Genomic DNA, 25,865 nt, shown 5'->3' on the forward strand with positions numbered 1-25,865 from the left:
TATCTATTACATAAATTTGGCGCTTGAGAAGCTAGTTATTTTCTTTCGGGATTAGTTGCAAAAACGATCAGCGGATATTGCTGGTTCTCAAATTGAAAATATTTTTTAAGTAGTCATTCTTGAGAAGTAGGGGGCTAGTGCTTTATCTAATTTTTCTGGCGTTTCCGCTGTGTCTAATTGGTACGCAGGCGTACTCAAGATAAATCTGGTTTATGTTCTGTATTATTGGGTAGGTAAAGTAGAAAATTTACTCTGTCATCTCGGGTGGGGTTGTGATTCGTACGCGAGGTTATTTTCCATTGAGTGACGATGGTTCTTCTATATTGTGGTGTGATTCGCGAGTAAATATTGCAGTGGTCCTACAGTTCTAGGAGAGGGAGATGAAAAACCTACTGATATTCTTTGCAGCCGGAAGCCTCGGTGCTTTGGCAAACAGTATTGCGGTGTGGCTATTTGGCCAGTTGGGGGTTAATGCCGCTTTTGGCGTATCAATTGCCCCTTCTCCATCTCCTGAGTGGCTTTATCCTCGTATTGTTTGGGGTGGCTTATGGGGACTGCTATTTATTCTTCCGTTCTGGTCATCGAAGTTACTTTTAAAAGGAGCTCTTCTTAGTTTGTTTCCCTCTGCATTTCAATTGTTTGTGGTTTTCCCTTTGATGGCTGGGAAGGGTGTTGCCGGATTTGAGTTGGGAGTCTTAACACCAGTCCTGGTGTTGTTTTTCAATTGGATTTGGGGTGTTGTTACTGCCCTAACTATTAAGGCTGCTCGGTAATAGGGTGTTAACTTTGTGGTGGTAGGCTTGGCGCTATAGAAATGTTGGCCGTTGTTACTTTTGGGGCAGTTTGACCTCGCTATATCGCTTTTCTCCTGCAAGCTATCGATCTTATGTCAAGGTTGTACGTTACTCATGTAATCTATCTATTTCGTAACAAAGTTATTCGAATGGGGAAGTTGAACGTGGGAAAAACGGCAAAAATCTGTAGCCTTATCTGTTCTATGATAATTCTTGTGATGGGCTTTATTGCAACTTCACAAGCAGCTGAGACTAAGCGGATACTAATCGTTGCTTCTAATCTTCAGGATATGGGTGATCCGGAGAAACACGATGCAAGAAATAATTTGTGGGAGTACGCTCCGCCTTACCATATTTTTGTTTCTCATGGGTATGACGTGGACTTTGTTTCGCCAACAGGTGGCGTGGTCCCGTTTATGATGGATCCACTGGGAATTAGTAGTTACACCATCAAACATGAAGGTTTTTTAGAGCGGGCTAATAGTTCACTAAAGCCTGAGCAAGTAGTTATAGAGAATTATGCAGCTGTTTATATCGGTGGAGGCTATGGAACCTTATTTGATGTGGCATCTAATCGTGAGCTGCTAAATATTATGGGTGGGATTTACCAGAAAGGGGGAGTTGTGGGCAGCTGTGGCCATGGGGCAGGTGCGTTTGCAGATGTGAAACTGAAAGATGGCCATTATATGGTAAAGGGCAAGAAGGTTGCCGGTTTCCCAGACTCTACAGAAAAAGAGAAGTCTTGGGCTAAGCAGGGTACTTTATTACCGTTCTTGGTAGAGGAACGCCTTCGAGAGAATGGAGCCATTATTATTAATAAGGGTAATGTTGCTGATAAGCATGATGTAATATCTGATCAGCGTATAGTTTCTACAATGTTTTTACCTTCTTCTGCGCTGGTTGCAAAAGAAATGCTGGGTTTAATCGAGAGCAACTAAATTGCTCCAGTACTTTATTGTGTATTTGCTCTATCGTTAGGCAGTCACTCTGCGGGTCAAGCTCTAACGAGTTTGGCTTCAATGCGACCAATCTCTACCTGTTAGTCTAAATATGCTATAACGCGGGTAACTAACTCGGGATCACTCGATCGCCCTGTAGCTAAATCTTGCCTCTGCATATTTATCTACCATTCTTTCTAAAGGGAACTGGAATCGGCGGCAGTGAATATGCGTCCATTTATTGTATTAATAATATCGGTAACTTTGGGGAAGCTAGCCTATGTGTTTAGCCCCTCTCTGGGGAACAATGTAATAGTGGCCTTATTGGCTCTATTGGGTGCAGTTCCCTATTTGTTAATGCCGATTAGATCCGAGTTTTTCAAGGCGCAAATTCTTCAATGGGCTAAACAGAATGATATTGGCGTTTTGAGACTCGAGAGCAGGGGGTTTTCCAAAGGACGATTGTTTTGGCGTGTATCTGATGCGCAAAGCGTCTTCTGTGTTACCTCAAGAGAAGCCACTTACTGGGTGGCCTGCGGCTCATGGCTGCTGGGTTCTTATAGTCGGAAGCTAATCATATATAAAGAGGTTGGGGGTGCCTTGGATTTGATTGCAGCATTTGACGGAGATAGTTGCCAGGCTGAGTGATTCTGATCAGTGCTTACTGGACTAGAAGGTTTGATTTGATATCAGCAATGTGAATATAAATGTATTTTTGTTTGCGATTCATTATAAGAAGCAACCTATCTCGACAATTCTGTAAAGGATTCCCTGGCTGACGAGCAGAAAGTTGCTGATCTAAAGCAGGATATCAAGAATTTACAGGCAGATATTAAACCCCTGAATGCCAGCATCGTTGCGCTGGGTATTGCTGATGCCACTGCTATCTCTCTGGGCACGGTTGCTTCTATCGTGGCTTTTCCGGAGGGCTTGTTGACCTGGTTTGTGATAGGGCCGGCGGTTGCAGCAAAAATTGCTGCCGATCAAAAGAGTATTCAGGATAAACAGGCAGAGATGGACCTGATCACTGCTGATGTATCCACTTTACAAATACTGTCTCAGAGCTTTGGGCAGCTAGCAGAAGAAACCCAGCAAGTTGAAGATTATTTACAGGTCGTATTGCAAGAGTGGCAAACACTTGAAAGTAATGTTTCCGGTGCGATAAGTGATATTCAAACTGCGATCTCTGATGAAGAGGGGGCAAACTATACAGCAGTTATTATTGACCTCAGTGAGGCGGTGGTCGAGTGGAATATGCTTATTTCCAAATGGGAAGCCTTTTTATTGAGCTCAACGTGAACAATGCAGATTTGAAATTTGGGATGAGTTCAGAACAGGTTAAATCTGATTTTTCTGCTGGAAGCACTGTTGGTGTGAATCAATATTAAAATACTCTATAAGAAGTATTTTTTAGTTTTACTGAAGGCTTACCTAAAAGGTAAGCCTTTTTTGGCTTTTGATAGGGGGTACAGGTTCGCTTTCTAAGGTGGTTACAGAATGGCCATCGATTTTTATCTGGGGCTCACGCCATTTCTATGGGCACATTTCAAATCGTGTATTTGTAAGCGATTCTAAATTGTTCATCTAATGTTTTTGAAAGCGCTGAACTGAGATACTATAGTCGCACTTCTGCAGCCCCTGAAAGCGTACAAGCCACATGAGTGATATTTATAAAGCCCCTAAAAGTGAATTAAATACAAGTAAGTACCACTCTTTGATTGAGAGGTTACTGAAAGAACAGAGTATGCCCCTCGCGATATTTGCGGTGTTGTTAGGTACTTTGGGTACGCTCGTTTTGCTCTCATTTGCCCGCGGTATTATCCCTTTGTATGTTTATGTGATCCCTGGATTTATTGCCGGCATCCTCGTTAAGTTTATGGGGCGGCCTGTTACAGCATCCTACCGTGTGATTCCTGGGTTATTGAGTGGGGTGATCGTCTCTATCTGGGTGAGCTTAGGGGGGATTTCTATTTATACATTTTTACTTCCACTACTAAACATCTTGTGTTGCTTGGCTGTGTCAAGGCGCCGATTAAACTATGAGGAGGAGAAAGCGTTGTATAAGTATCGGCATGGATTGGTAAAGTTGTGATAATGATTATCTCAGCTTGGTTGTTTAGAGGTCGTATTTAGTTCTATAAGTACGACCTCTTCAAAGGCTCTGGAGGCCGAAACTACTCCTTGTAACGAATGTCAGTAATATAAAAAGTCTGCCACTTTTCCCCCTGGCGGATATCCACTTCATCATCGAGCTTGCGCCCTAATAAGGCACGGGCAACGGGGGAGTCCATGGATATCAAGCCTGCTTTTACATCGAATTCATCGGGTCCCACAATGCGGTAGCAAACACTCTCACCCTCATCATCTTCAAGCGTTACCCAGGCTCCAAAAAAAACCTTTTCTTTATCGTCCGGTATTCGATCTACAACAGTAATCTCTTCGAGGCGCTTAGTGAGAAAACGCACGCGGCTGTCGATTTCCCGCAGTCTTTTTTTACCGTAGATATAGTCTGCGTTTTCCGAGCGATCTCCCAGCTTGGCGGCGTCGCTAACTGCCTGGGTTACCCGAGGGCGCTCCTCCTCCCAGAGGCGCTTAACTTCGGCGCGCATACGCTGCGCGCCCTCTGCGGTGATGTAGCGGGAGCCGCGTGGACGCGGCGGTCTCCATCTTCCCATAGTATTTTTTTAACTCTTTTTAATTCAATATTATTTAATTATAGGTTTTCGATGGTAATTCCCGGGCCGGGTTCCGCGAGCGGGAAATTAAATATGCGGCTGTAGAATTCAAGCTCTCCCTCCAGGGCCAACTTGATACTGTCGCCACTGCGGAACCCATGCCCCTCATTGGCAAATGTAATATAGGACACCGGAATACCTCGCTCCCTCAGGGCACCCACCATGGTTTCGGCTTGGTTGGGTGGCACTACCTTGTCCTCCATGCCCTGGAAGAAAATCACGGGGCAATTCAGCTTTTCCACATCGTTAATGGGGGAGCGCTGAAGGTAGACTTTTTCTGCGGAAGGCCAGGGCCCTACCAGTTTATCCAGGTAGCGGGACTCAAACTTGTGGGTGTCTTTGGCGAGGCTGCTCAACTCTCCAATTCCATAATGGCTGGCTCCCGCTTTAAAGGTATCGTGGTAGGTCAACGCTGCCAGGACTGTGTAACCGCCAGCACTACCACCTTTGATCAGCAGGCGATTGGGGTCGGCGAGCCCATCTTCTACCAGGTATTCTGCACCAGCGCAGACATCTTCCACGTCATAGATGCCCCATTTATCGGCGAGGCGGTCCCGATACTCGCGGCCATAGCCGGTACTGCCGGAGTAGTTTACGTCAAGAATGGCGAATCCCCGGCTTGTCCAGTATTGAACTTTCAGGCTGAGGCCTGCTGATGTAGCGCCGGTGGGGCCCCCATGACTAAATACAATCAGCGGTGGCTTATCGTCACTAGGTGCTTGGAAGTTGGGGTTGTGGGGTGGGTAATAAAATCCGTGTACTGCGCGATCATCCACTTGGAAAGTGACGGCTTGAGCGATGGAGAATAAATCGGTTGGCAGCGAGCTGCTATTGCCACTGGCAATCTGTTCCGTTTTACCCGTCTTTTGATTAAAGCAAATAACAGCGGGAAAGCTCTCTGCACCTGCGGCAATCATCACCCCGCTGCCATTTTCACAGTGCAGGCTTTCGATATCACAATAAGGTTGGGGAAGAGTTTGATGCTCTCCGCTTTTTATGTCGACCTTGCCAAGGTGCCAAGTGCCATTCTGGGTGTAAGTACAGAGGATTTCTGTGGGGCTAATGAAGCCGTAAGTGGACATCCCAAATACCCACTGCGGAGTGGCAAATTCTGCTTCTTTTTTCCACAAGGATTCGCTTTGTCCCAGCCTATATAGGTTCCACCAGTTGTTGCGATCGGAGACATAGCAGAGTTCGCCTTCAGGAGACCACTGAGGCTGAAAGACGGATTCATTCTCACCGCCTGCTACTTGGGTAACTTCACCGATATCCCCCGCCTGATCGAGTTTGGCGATACAGAGCTCTGTCGCGTCCCAGGGGAGGTTAGGGTGGTGCCAGCGCAGAAAAGCCAGTTGATTACTGGCCGGATTCAGAGTTGGGTTCGAATAAAAGTCTGCCCCTTCTTGAAGGATTGTCGGTGGATTAGCCAGTGGGTTGTTTAGGTCTACCGCGATAATGCGTGCACGGGGCTCCTCGCCCTGCTGGTGGCCACTGGTATCCTCCTCGACACAAATTAATCGATTTCTCAGGGGATCGATAATCAGGTCGGCGTAGCGGGAGCTATTTTCTGCAGTGATTGCTTCGGGGATCGCATTGTCGAGCTTCATACGATAAATGCGCTGATCTTCTGCCAGTACAAAATAGACGGTGTCACCGTATACAAGATAACTGCCGCCTCCGTATTCATGGGCTTTGGTGCGTACGGCGATTGGGGCGGGGGTGAGATCTCTGCGCCCACTCTTTGGACAATACTGCACCAGTACATTCCTGCCTTTTTCAGACGGGCGGGACTCCAGCCAGTAATAGCGGCCATCTACTAAATTGGCTTCTGCCAGGCGAACGCTGCCCTCCACGAGAAGTTCTGCGTTGATTGCAGATTTCCAGCTGCCGTAAGGGGCGATGGTTGGAGTGATAGTCTCGCTCATGAGGTGCTTACTTCCTTATTGGGTTTTTTCGCATTCTGCCGAGATGAATCCGGGGAAACAAGGTGCCTTGACGGGGTCCCTATGATATTCTCATACAACCAAGCAAGCGCTTGGTGCTGTATTTTGTCGATGCACTATCCAGAATTAGCTCTTCCACTCGCTCTGGTCCTTCTACGATCAGCTGGTGTTGTAGGAGCGACGCGCACACGCTGGATAGCCCTGTAAACAGCGGCCTTAACAAAGATAATTCAGGAGAGCCAGCGATGTCTGATGAAGTGGTGATTACTTGCGCCCTAACCGGAGTGCTTACCAACCCCCAGCAGCACCCGGTCCCGGTAACCCCCAAGGAGATGGCGGAATCTGCCCGTGAAGCCTACGATGCGGGGGCTTCTGTTATGCATGTTCATTTCCGCGCGCAAGAGGAAAACAAAGGCCATTTACCCACCTGGGACCCGCAAATAGCCTTGGAAATTGCCGATGCAATTCGCGATAAATGCCCTGGCGTTATTCTAAACTTTTCAACTGGCACTATCGGACGGGATCAGCAAGGCCCCTTGAGTTGTGTGCGTGCCGGTAAGCCGGAAATTGCCGCCTGTAATGCGGGAAGCCTGAACTATTTAAAGGCGCGATCCAACGGCACCTGGGCTTGGCCACCCATGGTATTTGATAACCCGGTCGATAAGGTGGAGGAGCTGTTGGCAGTTTGTCGGGAGACCGGTACCCGCCCGGAATTTGAGTGCTTTGATATCGGTATCGTTCGCTCTGTGGGAATGTATGCGGATGTAGGGATGGTGGATAAGCCCAACTACAACCTGGTGATGGGAGTGGCTTCAGGTATGCCTGCCGACCCCAATTTACTGGAGATTATTCCAAAATATATGAAGCCCGGCAGCTTATGGCAGAGCACAGTGATCGGCCGTGAGGAAATCTGGCCGGTGCATCGCAAGACTGCAGAATTGGGCGGCCATTTGCGCACTGGAGTTGAAGATACCTTTTACTTGCCGGGAGGAGAGCGGACTTCAGGGAATGGTCAATTGATAGAGGCTCTTGCGGCTGTAGCTGAAGAGACAGGGCGAAAGGTGGTATCGCCGAGTCGGGCGCGGGAGATTTTTTGTTAACTTCTGAGGTGCTAACGGATTTTGAAGAGTTCGGCCAGTTTTCCACCAAGGGTGCTAAGTATAATATTGCTTAGCGCTCTTGTAGGCTCTAATTATCCGCCCGGCTCTTGCAGAGGTATGGTATAGCCATTTGGGGCTAACTTATGTCTTCTGTTTTTTGAAAAAATAAGTGGCATTTTTAATGGTGTGATTTAATTGTGAATCTATAAATATTATAAGAGATATACATATTAAGTATGCGGCCTTATTGCTGTGTTTAAAAAGAATTGTGTTTATTGTTTGGGTGGAAATATTTAATTAAATTTTGATCTGGCTCCAGAAGTAGAGAAAAGACTTAACTTGCGGTCCAGAGGTAGTCGATTATTACAGAACATTTGATACGAGCGTGCACATTGAGGCTGGTTTCTTGGAGCTGGTGTTCCAGGGTGGCTTTGGGGTGAGATATTTTTTCCTCTGCTGAATCTTTTCTGGTAGAGTTATGCGCGATAGTTGCAGGAAACATATCGGTGTTATTGTTTTGTAATATCATCAACCGCTATAGAAATGTTTCTTGGGCGTAATGAATTAGTCGGGTTTAGGTTTCTTGTTTTGCGAAGAAGGTCAGAATGATAAATCGGTGGGGGAGGTTGGTGTCATTATTTTTGATGGTCTTCAGTGTAATACTTGTGCCTGTCACTTACTCTTTGCTTCCCTTTGTTCTAATGGGTGTTGACGGTGCATCTTTAATTGAGCAGGTTGGAATTGTTGCAATTTTAATTCTCTCCATGGCAGCTCAGTTCCATATTACTGTTATCACAATTATTTTTTTTATCTATTTTTACCGGAGAGATAAGCTTAATGCGTGCTTAATGACCGCTTTAATTCCTTGGATAAATGCCTTTATTATTTGTTTTTTATTCCTATTGATTTGAAAGGTTTTAAATAGTATGAGTTTGCTAAGAGGTCTCGCTTTTTTTTGTGTATTTATTTCTGGTTTTTCAGTTGCGCAGGAGGTTGTTTCTCCAGGGCTGGTGCAGAGCGGAAATTCTACTTTATTTGTGCCGATAAGTGTTGGTGAAGTCACTTTCGTCATACAGATATTTGAGAATAGCGTCCCTGAAGACCCAGGGGAGATTGGCGATGCCACTATTGAGGGGGTTGATAGTGATCAGGATGGTGTAAGAGACGATTTAGAGAGATATATAGGCCTGAAGTACCACGACAGAATTCCGGTTAGAGACTCTTTGTACCAGTTTGCTGCTGCACAGCAACGGGCAATAGTCAGAACTGCCGAGTCTGTAAGATCTATAAACCTGTCGCTAATAAGAGCTCGCGATTGTGTTTCTCAGGCATCAAGCAAGTCTGAGGTGGAAGCTTTGATCTCAGATCTGACTGGAGAATCTCTTAATACTAAAGCAAGATTTATTGCATACGCAGACAATTTAGATGACTTAATGGAGGATATTGTTTCCTTAGGTGGGGTGGAGGTTAAATGTCAATGATGAAGTCTTTTATTCGATTTTTTTTCTCTTGTTGGTTTTTCCTATTGCCATTACACGCTGTGTCAAATCAATGCGAAGTGGTTAAGCCTACTATTTATTATATTAATGGGATGAATACATCCCCATCTTCTGCTAATGCTGCATATCTTAGAATTAAAGAGTTGTTTCCAGGCTATAACGTACTCTTATCATATGTATCTACGAATGGGTTAAAGGATGATGTGATTGAGGCCGCCGAACAGAAGGAGATTGAAAAATTAGGAGATCTTTTAAGTGAGCTGGAAAATAACACGAGCTCCACAGATATTGAGTACGTTGAAAAGCTAAGAGAAGCGGCTCTAGATGTATTAGAAAAACAATATTTAAGGCATTTAAATGGTCAGCCAGATTTAAATAGACACCTAAATCGAGTAGTGCCGGAACTCTCATCTGGGAAAAATGTGATTCTTCTTGGGTACTCTCAAGGGTCCCTGTATGCCAAGATGGCAGCTGACTCGATTTTGTCGGAGAGTCCAGAGGTGAAACCCCAGTTAGGGAGTGTGCTCGTAGGAGCGGTTACAAATTCAGTGCCACTCTCATCAGAAGGTAGAGGTGAGTATGTCAGTCTAGTTAAAGATTACGTAGTTTCTGGAGTTCGTGCTCGATATCCATCTACGCTCCCTGGAAATTATGATCGCACTAGTAATATAGACTGGAAGAACCATAGCTTCCCGGTGTATTTTGAAGAGTTCTCTAATATTATCTCTGCAGTTCAGGCAGGTGTAGATAGTGTTTCCGGAAGTTTTCAGGAATCTAATTGCACAGAAGTTATTAGTTGTGGCACCCCATTATCGAAAGAGGGGAATAAAGGTACATACGACTTTATTCAAGATCTGGGGAATCAGCCTGGTACAGTCAGTTTTGAGTTTGAAGCATTTAGTATTCCTGATGGGCTCTTAATTACGAATGAGGCAGGAAGAACTGTGTACTCTTCAGATGGGGCAGTTAGTGGGTTTCATGAGGGTAGTTTTTATGTTAGTGAGAATTTCGACTCAGTCAATAAAATGAATGTGTCTGTTGATGCGCCGCTTGATGGTACCGCTTGGACCTTTACGATGGGGTGCCCAAATCAACCTATTGAAAATGATGATAGGCCCCGTGATAGAAAGAAAATTAACTTTACCGTACGGGCAAAAAGTGCGAGCGGTTTAACTCAAGATTGTTATTTAAAGGCAGATATTGATGGTGAGCTTGTATATTCAAGTCAATATCAAGGTGAACATTGGAGCTTCACCGCCGATGTAACTCGAACCGGTGTGGGGGATACATACCATTCATTAGGGCTTGATTTCTACAATTGTTCAGCATATAAGAATTGCCCGACTTGTGATGGTTACGAGGTCTTGATACCTGGAGGCGATCCATCATATGCTGACTGGATCTATACTGATGATACGGTTTATTTCAAAGTTTACTAATATTTTTGCCCTTAAGAGGGTGTCATTTTCGATGATGTGGATTGGGGGTTAAAAAGTTAAATAAAGGTTCTGCGCCATTACTTAGTAGGTGGCGCAGCTCCTTATAAATTTTTTATCGGAGTATTAATGTGAGATTTTTTTCTATATTTTTTATTTTCTTTTCTGCTGGTGTTTATGCGGATTTCCCTGACGAGCAGGGTGAGATTAATTTTCTGCAGGTCCATAAAACGCCTGAGTCAGACTCATCCTCAGGTAATAGATTTATTGTTAAGCTAGATGGAGGGATGTCTGAAGATACTTGTGGTGGTGGTCAATGGACTGGTTATTTGACTTCTGAAGCTGGTGCGGCCCAATATTCAATGCTACTTTCTTCTGTAATGGCTGGAAAAGAAGTGAAGATTGAAGGAAATTCAAATGTGATTTGTGAGGGTACTTCCACTCTTATTCGAAATGTTTATTTGGTCTTCTAAGTCAACTTCATGGTAGTTTCGCGCTGAGGATGTTGGAGTGTTGCTTCAACAATACATCTTCAGCGTATTCATAGAGTCTGTGGGTTGGCCAGCTCCCCTATTGCCATTTTATTTTCTGGTTTTAAGTGCTTTCTTAGTGTCTTGTCTTGTAGGTCGATTCAATCTTGAAGTAAATAGATAGTGTTTAATATGATAAAAAGGACAATGCTGACATCTCGGTATTTAAGCTAAATTAATGTTTGAACCTCTAAGAAAGGAGTTAAGGGGTGTATGGTGTAATATGTAGAGATGGTCTCAGTAGCTATTCCTCTAATAATAGATAATATTTTATTGTAAAAACAGTTGCTGATAATGGGGCGATTGTAATCTTTCCTTTTCCAGTTTCTGATAGCGACTCCTACGAAGGCGGGGATGATGATTTGGACATTCATAGTTGGGCTTGCTTAATGGCCCTTACTATTAGAAAAAGCCTCTATATAGTTATGAATAATTACCTAATTGCAATCTTACTTCATATATTGAAACCTTCAAATAAACTTTATGATCTGCTTCTGGTGGCTGATCGTATCTCTAGTTAAATTGTGAGAATATTTCACTATTAAATTCTCCTTCTACTACTGAGGATTTACTGAAAGTCTTTTGCGGTTGGCATAATTTTCACGCCAATTCTGCCATAAATCGCAGCGACCGACTTTCAATCTAAAATTAATTCTTGAGATATCTGCTAATCTTACTTCCAACTGGCTGACAGTGTATATAACTATAAGCGGTCAAGGGGTAGGTAATGCAAGATTTTCTGGATCTTTTCACGATTTTGATCGAGTGGGCAAATTTACTTGCCTGGGGTGGCGTCGGTGGCATCTGGTGGCTTGGAATCTTGATTTTAGGATTGCTGCCGGCGGGGCTCTACTTTTCTATTCGCACTCGCTTTATACAATTTCGTCACTTTGGTCATATGGTCAAAGTCATGATTCGTGGCATTCATAAGGAAAATGAAAATTCGGTAACTGCCTTTCAGGCATTTGCCACTAGCGCGGCTGCGAGAATCGGCACCGGAAATATTGCTGGTGTGGCTGTGGCCATAACCGCTGGTGGGCCCGGAGCGGTGTTTTGGATGTGGCTGGTGGCCTTGCTGGGGATGGCCACCAGTTTGGTAGAGAATACTCTCGCGCAAACCTACAAAGAGCGTGGCGATGTTCCCGGGGCATTTCGTGGAGGGCCTGCCTATTATATTGAAAAGGGGATGGGTCCGCAGTGGAAATGGCTGTCCCTGACTTTTTCAGTTTTTCTTATGATTTGTTACGGATTTACCTTTAATGCTGTGCAGTCAAATACGATGGCTGCCGCGCTGTATGGAGCTTGGGGTGTAAGCCCTTTATGGGTTGGTTTTTTTATTGCGCTCTTTGCCGGGATTATTGTTTTTGGTGGTATTCGTTCAATTGCGCGCTTTGCCGGTATTGTTGTCCCTTTTATGGCAATTGGTTACTTGTTGGTAGCTTTCTATGTTTTGGTCGCCAATATTTCTGAGTTACCCGGGGTGCTGTTGGAAATTCTGGCAAATGCCTTTGGGTTTCAGGAAGCTGGGGCGGGGGCCTTTGGTGCGGCGGTGGCCAATGGAATCAAGCGGGGCCTGTTTTCCAATGAAGCTGGACTTGGCTCCTCGCCCAATGTTGCTGCTGCTGCAGATGTAAAACACCCAATGGTGCAGGGATACGTGCAAATGGCATCGGTATTTCTCGATACCATTATTATCTGCACTTCTACGGCAGCAATTATCTTGGTGGCAGATGTCTTTATGGTCGGTAATTTGGAAGGGGTTGGTTTAGTTCAAGACGCACTGGCGAGCGAGGTGGGTACCTGGGGAAGTAGTTTTATTGCTACTGCATTGATGTTTTTTGCCTTTACATCAATTATCGGTAACTACTATTACGGCGAAACCAATATTTATTACCTCTACCACACCCGAACATCCATCTTATGTTATCGGCTGTTGTTTTTAATGTTCGTGCTTTTCGGGGCTTGGGTGGCAGATACGGGAAGTGCAGAAAATTTTGCCTTGCTTTGGCGTATGGCCGATGTCTCGATGGGTTTTATGGCATCGGCAAACCTTATAGCTATCTTACTTTTGTCTGGTGTGGCTTTTAAGGTAATGGCAGATTACGAGAGTCAGTTATCTTCCGGGGTGCGTGAGCCGGTGTTCAATGGGAGTAAATTTAGAATAAAAGGCATTGAGCACGATGTTTGGGGGTGATACCAATTTGAGTCTGATACCAAGTGCTCAATGCCATCCAGTTACAAGCTGGGCTTGTGCATCGCCAGATAGAAAATAGCGACTACTTGCAGGAAGGCAAGTACACAGGCAGTGATTCTAATTGGCTTGGAGAAGTTTGGGCGCAAAGCAAAGACGCCAGCAATAATGTAGCCAAATACCAGGGCTACTTTTGCACCTAGCCAGGGCGATGTGCCCGGGTTCCAGCTGCCGAGAATCACCAGTCCGGCAGCCGCAGCTAACAGCAAAGTGTCGTTGAGGTGTGGCACCCAGCGCAGAGGGCCATTTCGCCAGCCCGTGTTGTGGCTGAACTCCAATCCCACTCTGATGGTAAACAGCAGGATACTGAGTACTGCGGCGGTCATGTGGACGTGTTTTATAAGGGCATAATCAATCATGGTTATGATCTGGCTGTATGTTGACCAAGGTGTCCTATGTGCCTTCCAGGCAGAAGGAAGGTGTGATTCTAGCCGCCAAAGCATAACGACATGCTGCGGTCTGGTGCAATATGAAAAACGTGAAACGTTTGAAAATTGCAGCTAATAAAGTTGCAAAGCAGTGCCGCTTCAGAGTCTCCTTAGATCTGGCTGATCAGTCGACTTTGAAGATTTAGGCCCAGTTGTACTTATCATCTGGACTCAAATTGTGGGGTTAGACTAGATTTCTGATCTGACCATATTTCATCCGTTGTGCGACACCGTGTTCAGCCCGAATCATATTTTCGTTGATGGCTAGGAGGTCAGTGGGTACGTTACCGAGATCGTCACTGAGCCCCACAGTTGCAATCTCTTCACGCAGCTCCATAGACCCACCTACCCAAATCCAGCCACTGGTTCTGGTTGATATTAAGTTGTTACGGTTTGGGATAGTTATATTGTTATAAATAATATTTAGTCCCCCATTGGCGATACGCGCCATGGTCAAAGGTGCTCCCTGCTGACGGAGTACTCTTCCCATGGGGGCTTGGCGCTCGTCGGCGAGGAAAGTGGAGTTGGCACTCCCTGAGAGGTAGCGGCCGCGATTACATCGATCAGCGTGGATCAGCTCATGGGCGAGAGTAATGTAACTGGGGCAATTCCCCATCGTGACTGTGCCGTTGTTGGTCAGATTGGCAGTTTGAAGGACCGAATTGTTCCACATAACGACCCCGCTAGACCCGCTGCTCATCACTTTGGCCATAAAGCCCCTGTCTGAGCTGACTAGGGGAATGTAGCTCTTAAAGCCGCTCCAAACCTGATCCTTTAGCCATTGGTCTGGGCGAAATCCTAGGGCGTGATGTTCGGTAATCCTTGTGTCATGGCGGCTTGATATTAGTCGGCGCAGTAGGGTGGTGCTATTTGCTCTTAATCCGACTGCTGTCAAAATGCCAACGCCCTCAGTAATTCGAAGTACATGACGCCCCCCAGCTCGATATCTTTCCTGTGTATAGGTCAGAGCTGTACCTACATTACCTACCAGCGTGTTCAGAGCAGTTCTTACCTGTGTGATAAAAACGATGTTATTAGAGTCAATGCAGAGTCCCATTATTATTCTCCTATCCCGCTCGCATTACGAATTATCTTGACTGAGAAAAATTGTGAATTATTAAAGTTTTTAAGACGAATTTTCATACGCAAGAGGTATAACCCAATGGTCCTGATCAAAATAATTTTGATAGTGATATTCTGGGCTTGCCTATAATGTTCGAACTAAAAAGTTCTTCTTGGTCAGGTTGTGTGTTTAGTGAGCGGAGCGGGAGAATCCCCAGGGAAATTAATATTTTTTTTGTGATTTTTTTGAAGTACATCTTGTAACTATCTGAATGATTATCTTAAGGATGCCTCTGCGACTCTACTCTTAATTGGTACGTTTTGCTATATGTTTTATTTTCCATGATGATTATTTTAATAAATTTAAATAATTGATTGTTGGGCTGTTTGGGGTGTGCGCTATTTGGCAGCTTGTGAGCTTGTCTGTTTATTGGTGCTGCTTGGGTCTCAGGGGATATAGCTGTGACATATTGAGGAAGGAATTTGGGGGGGGGAGGATATGCGGTTAGCCGTTAAATTATCGCTGGTGTTAGTTGTTGCAGTTTTGATATTGGTATATGAAACTGTTCCCTATAAAAAATATAAATGGGTAGCGGTTGAGTATCTTGTTGATTTTACAAAAAAGGGGAGAAGTGAACTTAACTTTCGTTCGTAACTAAGTGTGCCCTACGAACTGGAATTACAGATAGAAAGGGCACTTGATTCCAGTGAGCTAAATTGTCGGTTGGGTATTGCATACCTTGATAAAGAAAAGTGTAACGATCATCCTGAAAAATTGGCTATCGATTGGATAGTTTATGAAGAGGGGGCCGAGGTTGCAGCGGTGATAAGACTTACGGGTTTTGGGGGGCAACAATGGGAAAGGATTATACTATTGTAGGTTCTGTGATAGACCCAGACCCAGACCCTGTACTTGCTGTTGCGGATTCGGTGCTTAAGGTGGTAATTGATCGGGTCGAATACAAAAGTGCCGTTGTTTACTCCAGCCTGCTTAATTTAACTTCTTATCTGCTTATTGTTCTTGCTGTTGCGAGTTGCTTTATTGGGCTTATCTTCAAGTGGCTGACTTGAAATTACTAGCTTGAACCACACATAAGTAGATCCAAATGGCGATTTGTAAATGGGTTTGATTTACCAGGCGGAATCTAAATGGTTCCACTGCTAATAGACGTCAAACTCTAGTGCTCATGGTACATTTTGTACAGAGTGAAGGTCGTTGTTCATAATCAATCTGAAAAAGGATACGGCGATATGTTAAAGGCAGAATATCAAGAGCGCGGACCAGTGCCGCAGGATGTTATTGAGGCGGTGTCCTTTGATACCCCTGAACTTCAAGAGGGGCAGGTGTTACTGGAGATGCTGGCAGCTCCAATTAACCCTTCAGATGTTCTGACCCTGACGGGCGATTATGGGATGTTGCCTCCTCTTCCTGCGGTTGGAGGCAATGAAGGTGTTGCCAAGGTCGTCAAACATGGACCTAATGTTACCGCGCCAGCCGTTGGTCAGGTCGTTCTGCTACCGGTAGGAAGCGGCACCTGGGCCACACATATGGTGGTCAATGCCCAGGGGCTGATTCCGCTCCCGAATAATGTGGACCCTCTACAGCTTTCCATGATAACGATTAATCCGCCAACGGCTTACTTGCTGTTGAGCGAATTTGTAGATCTCAAGGAGGGGGATTGGGTTATTCAGAATGCCGCAAACTCCGGTGTGGGGTCTTATCTGACAACCCTGGCCAAGTTACGGGGTCTGAAAGTGATCAATGTTGTCCGTCGTGAGTCTTTGATTGAGCCGATGAAGGCCGCAGGCGCTGATGTGGTTCTCGTGGATGGTGAGCACCTGGGTAAGCGAGTGGCTGAGGCTACTGGTGGTGCTGAGATCAAGCTAGGCATTGATGCTGTTGGTGGAATGGCAACTGCTCGCATGGGCGAGGCTCTGTCAAATGGCGCAACCTTAGTGAATTATGGCGCACTTAGTGGGGAACCCTGCGTTATCACACCGGGGATGATCATCTTTAAAGATATCACCGTGCGCGGGTTCTGGCTGGCCAAATGGTTTGGCTCGGCATCCCCAGAGCGGCAACAGGAAGTTTTTGGCACTATCACAAAGCTAGTAGCGGAAGGTAAGTTATCTGCACCAGTTCATGGCACATACCCTCTGTCTGAAATTAAAGAAGCCGTACGAATAGCTGCGGCAGGCGGGCGTGACGGCAAAGTGCTGGTTGTTAGTGAAAGCCTTGCGAGTTGAATTCTAAGTATTAAATAGTATCCCACCAAAAGTGCCACCTGATGAGGTGGCACTTTTGAAGACAGTTCCGTCATTTTTTCGGAGCTTGATTCCTCAAATGCTACCCTTGATGTCAGCTCTGACTTTTCATCTAAATTTATCTGCTGCCCATTGCTTTCTGAAAAGCGTTAGTTCGTGGAAATCAACAACGACGAGTTTGTTGTTTATATAAAATTTTCAACTTATGTGGACTTTAGTTTCCCTACCTAACTTCATGGAGATTGTTGCCTGCTAATGGAGGAGAGTACCGGCGCATGTCTTGTCTTGTCCCAGGAAGTGCCAAAGCGCTTAGGGGAAGAGTACCGCTCATGCCACCAAAAGTTGGTAGACATTGCGCTAGAGTGCGATGGATTACGTGAGGTCAGTTTGTTGGAGCCTGTCTCTAAAATTCAAAATGAGTGGGTTCAAATTTTTCAGTTTGAGACGATTGCTCAACTGGAGGATTTTGTCAGTAATGGTTTATTTAAAGACCTTATTACTTTTTTGGAAAAGCAGTTTTCTGTTGAAGTCGTTTCACAAGTTATAGCTGAAGCAGATCAGTTGACAGTGCCGGTGACAATTGTGATTTCCAAGAGTGTTAAGCCCGAGTACTTTCGCGAATATATGGAGTGGCAGGAAAAAATAAATGAGGCAATTAAAGCATTTCCTGGTTTTCTGGGGGGTGGTCTTACCAAACCCATAAAAGGTGTTCAGGATGATTGGGTAGTGGTGTTTCGGTTTGATTCCAATAAGCATCTTGATAATTGGCTTGACTCTGATGAACATCAGAAGTTGGTGAAATTAGGGAAGGGTTTTTTTAGGGATGTAAATGTAAAGCGGATAGGGCATGGATTTGAAGATTGGTTTACTCATGCTCGTGGACGAGCCAACAATCCTGGGCCCGCGCAGTGGAAGATGGCAATGTTGGTTCTACTGATGTTGTACCCCATAGTTATGGCCATTGAAATATGGCTGTTGCCCTTGGTGAAGGACTTGCCGTTTGCATCAACCAATTTTGTTGTGAGTATGCTGATTGTTTCTTCACTTTCGTGGGTGGCTATACCCGCTATGACTAAAGTTTTTAGAGTTTGGTTGTCAGACACATCAGGGAAGCTAACTCGAGTAAATTTCATGGGAACTTTAGTGGTTATAGTGCTGTATTTTATTTTGATAATGCTTGTTGGTTGGGTAGCTCAATTGCCCACAGTCTAAGGTGTTATTTAAGAAATTCTAGAGAATTTTTTTATCGAGAGTTTGTTGTTATCTGCAGTTTACAGGGCCAATGGCTGACAATCTGGAGCACATAAAGTGAGCAACTTAAAGAATCGTTCTGAGAGTAAAGACTGGCCAGAGTTACCCTACGCTGAGTCGGTAAATACGATTGCCACCCTGCATATGTGGATGCAAGTTATTGGCAAGATTCGCCTGGTACAAACCCCTTGGATCAATCACTCCTGGCATGTTCCTTTATATATTACCGCTAGAGGGCTGGAGACATCCCTTATCCCTTATGGAGGACGGTCGTTTTCTATTGGCTTTGATTTCTATCATCACGTACTGAAGCTGTTGACCACTGAGGGGGGAGAATGGGTATTACCCTTGGAGTCCCGCACAGTCTCTGATTTCTACTGGGAAGTAATGGCTGCACTCAAGCAGCTAGGTATACCGGTTGAGATTAACACCATGCCATCCGAAGTGGCGGACGCGATACCCTTTGAGAGGGATCAGGATAACTACGAGTATGATCCCGAATATGCTAAACAGCTGTGGCAGGCGTTGGTGCAAATTCATCGGGTTTTCACTGAGTTTCGCAGTCGTTTTATTGGCAAGTGCAGTCCAATTCATTTTTTTTGGGGAAGTTTTGATTTAGCACTTACCCGTTTTTCTGGCAGGGAGGCGCCTCCGCACCCTGGAGGCGTTCCACACTTTCCCGATTGGGTGGCCAGGGAAGCCTACTCCCATGAAGTTAGCAGTGCCGGTTTTTGGCCTGGTGGCGGTGGTGTAGATGGTGCTTGCTTCTATTCATATACTTACCCAGAGCCCCAAGGATTTCCCGAAGCAAGGGTCGCGCCCGCCTCGGCTTACTATTCCAAAGATTTGGGGGAGTTCTTACTGCCCTATGATGCGGTGAGAGCTTCACGCTCCCCTGATGAGGCACTGTTTGACTTTTTGCAGAGTACTTATGAAGCTGCAGCCGATAAAGGAATGTGGGATAGGTCTGCCTTGGAGGAAAGTTTCCCCCCACAAGCCCGGTAGAATTTGTGGGGTCTTTACTTATTTTCTGCTTTTAAGCTGCTCGATAAATGCATCAGATGCTTGTTCTATAAGCTGGAGAATATGTTGAAACCCTTCAATACCACCATAGTAAGGATCGGGTACTTCAGCGAAATCACTATCTTGCAGCACTGATAAAAATAACCCTAGTTGGGCGTCTGATGAGTCAGGCTGCAAGGATTGCAATGCTTCCAGGTTATCTTTGTCCATCGCAAAGATATGATCGTATTTTGTAAAGTCGGTAGTGGCTACCTGGCGAGCGTAGCTATTTTCAAATGAATAGCCATTTTCTTCACCAATAGCCAAAGTTCGGGGATCTGGTCGCTTACCCGCGTGGTAGCTGATAATGCCCGCAGAGTCGACGGAAACAGGAATACCCGCCTGCTGTGCCTTAGTGCGGAAAACGGCTTCGGCTAAGGGGGAACGACAAATATTACCGAGGCAGACAAATAATATCGAGAGATCTGAATTGGCTGTCAAAATAGCTCCAAGATATTTCGGGTACATTAAAGAGGCGCATTTTAATCAAAATATCGAATGTTTACACTTTGGCTATCAGGGGCAATAGAAAGCACAGCTTTAGTCTCAATATAAAAGGGCTGATTTTCATTTGAAAAATAGCTGGGGTTAAGCTGCTTCTGTATGAAAGAGACCGCATTCTCTGTTGTCCAGTAAGCTTGCTCTGGTCCCCAGTTTTCAGGCTTTAGCTCGTATAGTAAGTCCAAAGTATTTTCAGATAGCTTGTAAACCTGTAAGGCATTTTCATTAAAACCGGCGTCCAGGTCTTGTTCGGCAACAAAAAGGTAGCCGCCTTGTGGAGACAGCAAAGGGTAGCCGGCAAGAGAATATTCATGGCCGTTTCTCAAGTCGAGCAAACTATAGGAATGTGCTTCCCAGAGCTGTTGATGTATCAATAGCAGGTTATCAGTTATTTGCTCAATTGCAGAGTAGGCTATGTGTTCTGCGGGACTATTAGCGGGAAGGATGTCTGTGTACGTCAGTGATTTTCCGCTATTCAGGGCTATAGTCAGGTGCCCTGGTTTCGTTCGCTGGATATGGTCGACCTGATTACTCAATCCACTTTCGATTGACCTTGCACAGTCTAAGGAGTTGTGAATGTCAGGACATTCAAATTTATCTTCAAACACACTGAAATGCAGGCCCAGGCAATAATTGGGAACTACTACTAAAGCTGACAAGGTAACGAATATCAGCGGATTTCTCAGCCCCAGCTTAAACGAGAACTTCATCCTCATAAGTGCCCTGTAGATACTCTAGCCAGTGATTTTATGCCGCGCACTGAATAGTGCTACACACCCGCGAACTTCTATTTTGTACTCCTTAAATCGACTGGCAAGGAATGTATCGAGGTCCTCTTCACAATCCTGGGTATTAGAAAATATCCCTTTCTTATTGTAGATAGCCATTAATTTCTTGGCAGCTCCACTTTTCGGTACGCCTTCAGACAGGATGGTGGAACCAAATACGGTGCCTGATTCCGATAGCAGGGTTACGACATTATCCAGCGCAACCAGTTTTTCTGACAGCTTGCCGGGAAGGCAGTGAAATAGGTAATTTAAGGAAATTGAATCAAAAACTTCAGTCTCTAAAGTAATTTTATCCAGGACATTGCAGCGGAACTGTGTTGGATTATACCGAGCCACTCTTTGCGCTGAGATATCCAGGCTGTTTTGGTTTAAGTCCATCAGGGCGAGGCGGACTGTGTCGGAGGGGAAATGGCACCTGTCCATAAAGTAGCCCGTTCCAACACCTACATCCAAGTGGTTGGAGGATATATTTCGATTGAAGTGCTCTAGTATTCCAGGAGTTGGGCACTTCCAAATAAAGCGGTTTGATATGCCCAGAACCCACATATCATAAAGCCAAAGTACGGATTTGGAATAGACAGCTTGGCCTTGTTCGACCTCTTTAGTGATTGTCACTTCAATCTCCAATGTATGACTGTTGTGCGGCTTTACCAATAAAGGAGAGGGGATGTATTTACAGTGTATTTCGAGAGTATTGTTTTCACTCTCTTCAGCCCCAGTAGCAAGCCGCTTATTATTGTTCTATGGTACCACCTAATGTGGTGCTAAACAGCTGAGTGTTTCACAGAGGATCTCTAATCGCTGCAGAGTTCTTTAGTGGCACATTCTCACTCATCAAACAGGCTAAAGTCATACTCCTGCAAGCGCTCCTGTGCAAAGTTCAAAAACACGTCAATTTTCTTTGAATCTTTTCGCTTTACTTTATAAATAGCACCTACAGTTTTATCTTTTCGCTCCAAGTCAGGGAGTACCTCTACCAGTCGCCCCTTTTTGATATCCCGTTGGCAAAAATAGGAGGGAAGCTTGGCAATGCCATTCCCGTTTAATGCGGCTGCTCGGGTATGGAAAGTTTTGTTGGATATTAAATTTCCATTGAATTGATAGAACTTCCCATCAATTGACCAGCCATCTTCCAGGCCGTCAAGGCGGGTTAGCATGATGTTGTGTTGGCTGAGCTCGGCAATGGATTTGGGGCAGCCGTGTTCTTCCAGATAGGTCGGTGCGGCAATAAAAATAGGGCGGATACTAAATAGGGGCTGGGCGTAAAACTGGCAATCGGGCAGGGTTTCCCAGACGCGAAAAGCAATGTCGATATCGTCCTCGATTAAATCCAGGTGATAGGGGCTGAAGATAAGCTCCAAGCTGAAATCGGGGAATGCTTTCTGAAAATCATTGCAGATATGACTGAATACTTTTAAGCCGAGGGTTTCCGGAAAAGTGATTTTTAATTTTCCTCGGGTGAGCGTTGCTGCCTCTGCAATCTGGTCTTCCAGCTCGGTGAATGAGCTGATTATTTTTTGCCCTTTCTGGTAAGCAATCCTTCCGGCATCTGTGACAGCGATTGCCCGGGTGGTGCGATTGAGTAATACCTGGCCAAGGGCCTGTTCAAGTTGGGCGAGAGTCTTGCTCACGGTGGGCGTAGACAGGCCCAAGTGCTTGGCAGCTTTGCTTAAGGAACCGTGATCAACAACACTGCAAAAAACGTTGATCAAGTGGTATTTGTCGTACTCTCTGCGCACAGACTGTTTCCTTAAAGCTAAAAGATCTTTTCAATATATCCCCTTTGTTAAATTAAAGTAAATAGTAAACTCCTTCCCCATACTAATCGACCAGGGAGATAAGGCTATGAATCCGTTAACTTGTCATTGTGGAGCGATTCATTTCAACAAGCTTATAGATGCCCTGTTTGTACCAGCGGGCCAAAGGGGGCACGCTGATACTGAAGTCGCTATCCATATCAGCGATCCTGAAAAGTCACTGCGCAAATATCACTTTAAAGAGGGGGCTTTGCGGGAGAAGGCATTCTGCAAGCACTGCGGTGCAGAAATCTATGCGATCAATCGTAGCGGCGAGCTAGTGCACAACCCATCAGCAGAGGCAGCCTCTCGGCCGAACTATGCCGGTGTCCTTAATTACGGCTTTTAGCTGGCGGCACCTACTGATTGTGCAGTTTTGTTAGTAGATGCCTGCTGGCCTGCTATCCAGAGGCTCCTTAGGCCTGAGTGGTTAAGTACTTCAGGATATCGACAACCTGTGCGGGGGTCTGTGCCCAGGCTTGGGCTGCACCGTCCACTTCCTTGAGTGCGTGCACCAAGGATTCATCGTGAAGTGTGATATAGGACTTGCCTAAGGCTGCACAAAAGCCCGCATCAAATGCGGCGTTCCATTGTTTGTATTTCTCGCCAAATCGAATCACCGCCAAATCACAGTTTTCAATCAGGTGCTTGATTCGGATTGCGTTAACTTTGGCTGATTTGTGATCCCGCCAGAAAGCGTTCTGCTCCTCACCCAGGCCATCACCAGCGGCATCGCTGGCATCGTGGTTGGTGACTGCGGAAGAGAAGGAGATATCCAGCCCTTCTTTTTGGCAACCTTCGATAATTTGCGCACGCCAATCGGAGTGGATTTCGCCGGAGAGGTAAACTTTAAGCTTCATTGAGTGGCCCTTTAGAACTGGAGACTAATATGCAATTTAGAGTCACATACTAGCACTTGGAAGCTTTGAAATCCGGTAGTTGTTCCAGTTGGGAGGGGACTGAGAGCGATCAAATGGACACAGGCCCTGTGCGGGCGGGGCCTGTAGGGCACTTTATTATAGGACTTGCTGCTCAAACTGGACGTCTTTGGGGAATTTCTCTGCGGGCAGGCGGGTTGAGTGCAATTGGGCTACTAGCCACTTGCCATCGATTTTCTTAACAATGGCGCTTTCCAACCACACCGCTTCTTTATTGCCATCCTCGGATTTAAAAATGGACTTGGTCCAGTAGTTGATGGTCAGTAGGTTCTCACGCTCTTCAAAATTGATAATGCTGAAGTAGTTGATTCTTTCCAGCTTTGAGGGCTTGGGCTTCATTACGGCGATAAGGTCTTCAATATCCCAGACTTCACCGTGCTCAAGGAGTATAAAATCGTCGCTGACGCCGTCTCGCATAGCTTGGTGGTCCAGGTTTGAAAGCGCAGCAAACAGCCCGTCTATCGTTTTAAAACCCTCGGGTTTCTCTACTGCTTGTGCGTTGATTGCGATCAAGGTAAGTAGTATTGCAAAAAATGATCTGATCACAGGAGTACCTCTGTGGTTATTTTAGGGGTGTGAAAAAAGGGGGGTATTTTAGCCGAGTCGGGCCCTAGTTGAATTACTTCGACAGCAACTTGGATTGCGCCGCAGTGACTGAAAGTCGCTTCTTAGGGATTGGGCCTATTCTAGCAGGGATTACTCAGCTGAGGCTGTGAGCCGATAGGCCTTTCAATAACTGTTGGGCTTTTTTCCCGATATATCTCCCTTGCTCCGAGGACCTTTGGGTTTGGTTACTCCATTGTACCCCGTGCCAGAGAATACAAAGGTAACCGTAGATCAGCTGCCATAACCCCAAGCGCTGATTGTCTTCAGGTGACACAGTGCGATTAAGATAGCACTCCAGCAAACTATTTTGCTCTCGCTGATTCAAGTTGTGTTCCTCTACCAAAACAGCGAGGTCATAGAATTTATCCCCCATTGCTGCGTACTCCCAGTCGATAGCGTATAGCTTGTTAGAGGGAGCCCAGATCAGGTTGCCAACCGTTAGATCGTTGTGACACAGGCAAAATTCGTCGCCCATCCGATAAGCAGCGTCAATTAATTGCGGAAGTTTCTCTTGCAGTGTGTCGAGCAAGTGGAAATAACTGGCTCGCTTATCGATAAACTGCCTGTAACTTGAGATTTTCTCACCGATGTTTAATTGGGCATCAATTGCAGGGGAACCGTGTATACGGCGCAGCAGATCGGCAAGTTTTTCCAAGCTGTGGGCGACATTTTTATCCCAGGGAGTGCCTTCAATATAGCGGGTCACCAAATATCGGTAATGCGGGTCACAGTAAACCAAAGGGGCACAACTATCGGAATATGTGGCAGCTTGCAACGCCTGCTGTTCAGCAGCCCTGTCGAGATTGAGCTGATCGCTGATGCTGGAGTTTATCCGCAGCACCATCAGCTGATCGGCGGACTCAACCAGAAAGGCGTTATTGGTCAGCCCCCCAGCCAGGGCCCTGACCACCGTGGGCCGGGCCTTGCTCCAATGATGCCAATCGTTGGGGATGATGTTGCTCAAGTCCTGGCTCATATCAGTTGGTCACTATGCCGCTGCCATTGTTTGAGGAGCGCTATCGGGTTGTTGTTTCTCTTTTCGGAAAATGGCCAACCACTGGAAATAGCCAATCACAACCAGCACCAGGTACAGCATAAACAATACGGCAGTAAGGTAGAGTTCTCTGTCCAGGTAGAGATAGATTGAAGCTCCGTCTACGACAATCCAGTAAAGCCAGTTCTCCAGTACCTTCCGGGTGACCATATAGGTGGTGACGATTGCCCCCAGAGTCGTGAATGAATCCAGGTAGGGGAGGGCGGCACTGGTGTTGCGATCCAGCAGGTAGCCGATCAGTAACGTCAGTATCAGGGTAGCGCCAATAACTATCGAGTGGGTTTTTCCGCTCCAGCGGTGGATTTTCAGATCGTCCTGCCGGTTGCGGTGATTTCGCCATTGCCACCAGCCATAAACCGCCATCAGCAGATAGAAAACCTGTAGTGCAGACTCCATTAACAGGCTGACATCCCAAAACAGAAACAGGTAGATCGTCGTACTGATAAAGGCAGCATACCAGCAGCTGATTTTCTCCCTCATGGCTAGAAGCAAATAGGCCAGAGCCAGTATTACTGCGGCTACCTCCCAGAAGGACATGGCTGCAATCGAAGCGCTGATTGCGGTGCTTATATCCTGGTCAAACATGCGCTTCCCCCGGGGCCAGGTCGCCGTCAATAAACTTGCATACAAAAATGGCGCGACCAAACTGCTCGTAGGATTTGCGCATTTCCAACTTGAGCACATCCATCAATAGATCGTAATTCCCAAACACCTGAGTACTCATTGTATTGGTGATTACCTTGAGTTCTGGATGGCTGTTTAACTGTGCGATAAACGCTTGAATAGCCGGGATGTACTCGTCCTTTAACGGATACATACTGATTTCGACAGAGAGCTGCATAATTTCCCTCTTGATAGAGAGTTTTGGAGCAGTGAAACGCTGCCCCA

At 45.8% G+C, this 25,865-nt stretch carries 28 protein-coding genes; 15 read left to right on the top strand and 13 right to left on the bottom strand.

The window, feature by feature from the left end; translation table 11 throughout:
- The first annotated feature begins 380 nt into the window (after positions 1–380).
- The 4 genes from ACJJIE_RS03245 to ACJJIE_RS03260 all read left to right on the top strand — a co-directional run bounded on the left by ACJJIE_RS03245 (position 381) and on the right by ACJJIE_RS03260 (position 3,824).
- A complete protein-coding gene (locus ACJJIE_RS03245) occupies positions 381–773 on the top strand; it encodes a hypothetical protein (RefSeq protein WP_444893529.1) in 393 nt (130 codons plus the stop codon).
- A 185-nt stretch (positions 774–958) separates the two neighbouring features.
- Positions 959–1,732 (top strand): type 1 glutamine amidotransferase domain-containing protein, encoded by a 774-nt coding sequence (locus ACJJIE_RS03250; protein ID WP_282932367.1) that lies wholly within the window; start codon positions 959–961, stop codon positions 1,730–1,732.
- A 933-nt stretch (positions 1,733–2,665) separates the two neighbouring features.
- Complete coding sequence (locus ACJJIE_RS03255; RefSeq protein ID WP_282932368.1) at positions 2,666–3,031, top strand: hypothetical protein; 366 nt, start codon at positions 2,666–2,668, stop codon at positions 3,029–3,031.
- 358 nt (positions 3,032–3,389) lie between these two features.
- The gene (locus tag ACJJIE_RS03260) at positions 3,390–3,824 is read left to right on the top strand and encodes a hypothetical protein (RefSeq protein ID WP_282932369.1); all 435 of its coding nucleotides are present in this window, start codon (positions 3,390–3,392) and stop codon (positions 3,822–3,824) included.
- Positions 3,825–3,906: 82 nt separating this feature from the next.
- Here the strand turns inward: ACJJIE_RS03260 and greB are convergent, their stop codons facing one another.
- Together greB and ACJJIE_RS03270 are read right to left on the bottom strand one after the other, a co-directional pair.
- On the bottom strand, positions 3,907–4,407 hold the full coding sequence (greB, locus tag ACJJIE_RS03265) for a transcription elongation factor GreB (protein ID WP_444893530.1): 501 nt from the start codon (positions 4,405–4,407) through the stop codon (positions 3,907–3,909).
- 38 nt (positions 4,408–4,445) lie between these two features.
- Positions 4,446–6,392: a S9 family peptidase gene (locus tag ACJJIE_RS03270; protein ID WP_444893531.1), complete on the bottom strand. Its 1,947-nt coding sequence runs from the start codon at positions 6,390–6,392 to the stop codon at positions 4,446–4,448.
- Positions 6,393–6,655: 263 nt separating this feature from the next.
- On the opposite strand from ACJJIE_RS03270, the gene ACJJIE_RS03275 reads away from it, so the two are divergent.
- From ACJJIE_RS03275 to ACJJIE_RS03300, 6 genes are all read left to right on the top strand, one after another.
- Positions 6,656–7,510 (top strand): beta-keto acid cleavage family enzyme, encoded by an 855-nt coding sequence (locus ACJJIE_RS03275; protein ID WP_444893532.1) that lies wholly within the window; start codon positions 6,656–6,658, stop codon positions 7,508–7,510.
- A gap of 629 nt (positions 7,511–8,139) precedes the next feature.
- Entirely contained in the window at positions 8,140–8,421 is a 282-nt protein-coding gene (locus ACJJIE_RS03280; protein ID WP_444893533.1) for a hypothetical protein, read from the top strand.
- Between the two features lie 15 nt (positions 8,422–8,436).
- Entirely contained in the window at positions 8,437–8,991 is a 555-nt protein-coding gene (locus tag ACJJIE_RS03285) for a hypothetical protein (RefSeq protein ID WP_444893534.1), read from the top strand.
- Positions 8,982–10,448, top strand: a complete 1,467-nt coding sequence (locus ACJJIE_RS03290) for a hypothetical protein (RefSeq protein WP_444893535.1) — start codon at positions 8,982–8,984, stop codon at positions 10,446–10,448. The genes ACJJIE_RS03285 and ACJJIE_RS03290 overlap by 10 nt, the downstream gene beginning before the upstream one ends.
- A 128-nt stretch (positions 10,449–10,576) precedes the next feature.
- On the top strand, positions 10,577–10,918 hold the full coding sequence (locus ACJJIE_RS03295; RefSeq protein WP_444893536.1) for a hypothetical protein: 342 nt from the start codon (positions 10,577–10,579) through the stop codon (positions 10,916–10,918).
- 784 nt (positions 10,919–11,702) lie between these two features.
- The gene (locus ACJJIE_RS03300) at positions 11,703–13,169 is read left to right on the top strand and encodes an alanine/glycine:cation symporter family protein (protein ID WP_444893537.1); all 1,467 of its coding nucleotides are present in this window, start codon (positions 11,703–11,705) and stop codon (positions 13,167–13,169) included.
- Positions 13,170–13,210: 41 nt separating this feature from the next.
- Here ACJJIE_RS03300 and ACJJIE_RS03305 read toward each other — a convergent pair whose 3' ends face one another.
- Both ACJJIE_RS03305 and ACJJIE_RS03310 read right to left on the bottom strand, forming a co-directional pair.
- Complete coding sequence (locus tag ACJJIE_RS03305; protein ID WP_444893538.1) at positions 13,211–13,585, bottom strand: SirB2 family protein; 375 nt, start codon at positions 13,583–13,585, stop codon at positions 13,211–13,213.
- A 253-nt stretch (positions 13,586–13,838) separates the two neighbouring features.
- Entirely contained in the window at positions 13,839–14,711 is an 873-nt protein-coding gene (locus ACJJIE_RS03310) for a M91 family zinc metallopeptidase (protein WP_282932376.1), read from the bottom strand.
- Between the two features lie 860 nt (positions 14,712–15,571).
- Here ACJJIE_RS03310 and ACJJIE_RS03315 point away from each other — a divergent pair.
- From ACJJIE_RS03315 to ACJJIE_RS03330, 4 genes are all read left to right on the top strand, one after another.
- On the top strand, positions 15,572–15,787 hold the full coding sequence (locus tag ACJJIE_RS03315; protein ID WP_444893539.1) for a hypothetical protein: 216 nt from the start codon (positions 15,572–15,574) through the stop codon (positions 15,785–15,787).
- 180 nt (positions 15,788–15,967) lie between these two features.
- Complete coding sequence (locus tag ACJJIE_RS03320; protein WP_282932378.1) at positions 15,968–16,963, top strand: zinc-dependent alcohol dehydrogenase family protein; 996 nt, start codon at positions 15,968–15,970, stop codon at positions 16,961–16,963.
- A 273-nt stretch (positions 16,964–17,236) separates the two neighbouring features.
- Positions 17,237–18,193: an antibiotic biosynthesis monooxygenase gene (locus tag ACJJIE_RS03325; protein WP_444893540.1), complete on the top strand. Its 957-nt coding sequence runs from the start codon at positions 17,237–17,239 to the stop codon at positions 18,191–18,193.
- 96 nt (positions 18,194–18,289) lie between these two features.
- Positions 18,290–19,237: a DUF5996 family protein gene (locus tag ACJJIE_RS03330; RefSeq protein WP_444893541.1), complete on the top strand. Its 948-nt coding sequence runs from the start codon at positions 18,290–18,292 to the stop codon at positions 19,235–19,237.
- An 18-nt stretch (positions 19,238–19,255) separates the two neighbouring features.
- Here ACJJIE_RS03330 and ACJJIE_RS03335 read toward each other — a convergent pair whose 3' ends face one another.
- From ACJJIE_RS03335 to ACJJIE_RS03350, 4 genes are all read right to left on the bottom strand, one after another.
- Positions 19,256–19,735 carry a low molecular weight protein-tyrosine-phosphatase gene (locus ACJJIE_RS03335; RefSeq protein WP_444893542.1) on the bottom strand — a complete coding sequence of 160 codons (480 nt, stop codon included), beginning with the start codon at positions 19,733–19,735 and terminating at the stop codon, positions 19,256–19,258.
- A 41-nt stretch (positions 19,736–19,776) separates the two neighbouring features.
- The gene (locus ACJJIE_RS03340; RefSeq protein WP_444893543.1) at positions 19,777–20,403 is read right to left on the bottom strand and encodes a hypothetical protein; all 627 of its coding nucleotides are present in this window, start codon (positions 20,401–20,403) and stop codon (positions 19,777–19,779) included.
- 126 nt (positions 20,404–20,529) lie between these two features.
- Entirely contained in the window at positions 20,530–21,198 is a 669-nt protein-coding gene (locus tag ACJJIE_RS03345) for a class I SAM-dependent methyltransferase (protein WP_444893544.1), read from the bottom strand.
- 212 nt (positions 21,199–21,410) lie between these two features.
- Complete coding sequence (locus ACJJIE_RS03350) at positions 21,411–22,322, bottom strand: LysR family transcriptional regulator (RefSeq protein WP_444893545.1); 912 nt, start codon at positions 22,320–22,322, stop codon at positions 21,411–21,413.
- A 106-nt stretch (positions 22,323–22,428) separates the two neighbouring features.
- On the opposite strand from ACJJIE_RS03350, the gene ACJJIE_RS03355 reads away from it, so the two are divergent.
- A complete protein-coding gene (locus ACJJIE_RS03355) occupies positions 22,429–22,728 on the top strand; it encodes a GFA family protein (protein WP_444893546.1) in 300 nt (99 codons plus the stop codon).
- Between the two features lie 67 nt (positions 22,729–22,795).
- Here the strand turns inward: ACJJIE_RS03355 and ACJJIE_RS03360 are convergent, their stop codons facing one another.
- The 5 genes from ACJJIE_RS03360 to ACJJIE_RS03380 form a co-directional block, all read right to left on the bottom strand.
- Complete coding sequence (locus ACJJIE_RS03360; protein ID WP_444893547.1) at positions 22,796–23,239, bottom strand: YtoQ family protein; 444 nt, start codon at positions 23,237–23,239, stop codon at positions 22,796–22,798.
- A gap of 156 nt (positions 23,240–23,395) precedes the next feature.
- Entirely contained in the window at positions 23,396–23,863 is a 468-nt protein-coding gene (locus tag ACJJIE_RS03365; protein WP_282932387.1) for a nuclear transport factor 2 family protein, read from the bottom strand.
- Positions 23,864–24,017: 154 nt separating this feature from the next.
- Positions 24,018–24,899, bottom strand: coding sequence for a phosphotransferase (locus tag ACJJIE_RS03370; RefSeq protein ID WP_444893548.1), 882 nt, complete (start codon positions 24,897–24,899; stop codon positions 24,018–24,020).
- Between the two features lie 12 nt (positions 24,900–24,911).
- On the bottom strand, positions 24,912–25,562 hold the full coding sequence (pnuC, locus tag ACJJIE_RS03375) for a nicotinamide riboside transporter PnuC (protein ID WP_444893549.1): 651 nt from the start codon (positions 25,560–25,562) through the stop codon (positions 24,912–24,914).
- Complete coding sequence (locus ACJJIE_RS03380) at positions 25,555–25,818, bottom strand: hypothetical protein (protein ID WP_444893550.1); 264 nt, start codon at positions 25,816–25,818, stop codon at positions 25,555–25,557. Before ACJJIE_RS03380 ends, pnuC begins: the two co-directional genes overlap by 8 nt.
- Positions 25,819–25,865: the final 47 nt, after the last annotated feature.

Source organism: Microbulbifer maximicatervae (SeqCode) (assembly GCF_052467325.1).

What these genes read in the sequence shown, in the direction of transcription:
- ACJJIE_RS03245 (WP_444893529.1), top strand. Translation starts at nt 381, where the DNA reads ATGAAAAACCTACTGATATTCTTTGCAGCCGGAAGCCTCGGTGCTTTG.
- ACJJIE_RS03260 (WP_282932369.1), top strand. Translation starts at nt 3,390, where the DNA reads ATGAGTGATATTTATAAAGCCCCTAAAAGTGAATTAAATACAAGTAAG.
- greB (WP_444893530.1), bottom strand. Translation starts at nt 4,407, where the DNA reads ATGGGAAGATGGAGACCGCCGCGTCCACGCGGCTCCCGCTACATCACC.
- ACJJIE_RS03270 (WP_444893531.1), bottom strand. Translation starts at nt 6,392, where the DNA reads ATGAGCGAGACTATCACTCCAACCATCGCCCCTTACGGCAGCTGGAAA.
- ACJJIE_RS03275 (WP_444893532.1), top strand. Translation starts at nt 6,656, where the DNA reads ATGTCTGATGAAGTGGTGATTACTTGCGCCCTAACCGGAGTGCTTACC.
- ACJJIE_RS03285 (WP_444893534.1), top strand. Translation starts at nt 8,437, where the DNA reads ATGAGTTTGCTAAGAGGTCTCGCTTTTTTTTGTGTATTTATTTCTGGT.
- ACJJIE_RS03290 (WP_444893535.1), top strand. Translation starts at nt 8,982, where the DNA reads ATGTCAATGATGAAGTCTTTTATTCGATTTTTTTTCTCTTGTTGGTTT.
- ACJJIE_RS03300 (WP_444893537.1), top strand. Translation starts at nt 11,703, where the DNA reads ATGCAAGATTTTCTGGATCTTTTCACGATTTTGATCGAGTGGGCAAAT.
- ACJJIE_RS03305 (WP_444893538.1), bottom strand. Translation starts at nt 13,585, where the DNA reads ATGATTGATTATGCCCTTATAAAACACGTCCACATGACCGCCGCAGTA.
- ACJJIE_RS03310 (WP_282932376.1), bottom strand. Translation starts at nt 14,711, where the DNA reads ATGGGACTCTGCATTGACTCTAATAACATCGTTTTTATCACACAGGTA.
- ACJJIE_RS03315 (WP_444893539.1), top strand. Translation starts at nt 15,572, where the DNA reads ATGGGAAAGGATTATACTATTGTAGGTTCTGTGATAGACCCAGACCCA.
- ACJJIE_RS03320 (WP_282932378.1), top strand. Translation starts at nt 15,968, where the DNA reads ATGTTAAAGGCAGAATATCAAGAGCGCGGACCAGTGCCGCAGGATGTT.
- ACJJIE_RS03325 (WP_444893540.1), top strand. Translation starts at nt 17,237, where the DNA reads ATGGAGGAGAGTACCGGCGCATGTCTTGTCTTGTCCCAGGAAGTGCCA.
- ACJJIE_RS03355 (WP_444893546.1), top strand. Translation starts at nt 22,429, where the DNA reads ATGAATCCGTTAACTTGTCATTGTGGAGCGATTCATTTCAACAAGCTT.
- ACJJIE_RS03360 (WP_444893547.1), bottom strand. Translation starts at nt 23,239, where the DNA reads ATGAAGCTTAAAGTTTACCTCTCCGGCGAAATCCACTCCGATTGGCGT.
- ACJJIE_RS03370 (WP_444893548.1), bottom strand. Translation starts at nt 24,899, where the DNA reads ATGAGCCAGGACTTGAGCAACATCATCCCCAACGATTGGCATCATTGG.
- pnuC (WP_444893549.1), bottom strand. Translation starts at nt 25,562, where the DNA reads ATGTTTGACCAGGATATAAGCACCGCAATCAGCGCTTCGATTGCAGCC.
- ACJJIE_RS03380 (WP_444893550.1), bottom strand. Translation starts at nt 25,818, where the DNA reads ATGCAGCTCTCTGTCGAAATCAGTATGTATCCGTTAAAGGACGAGTAC.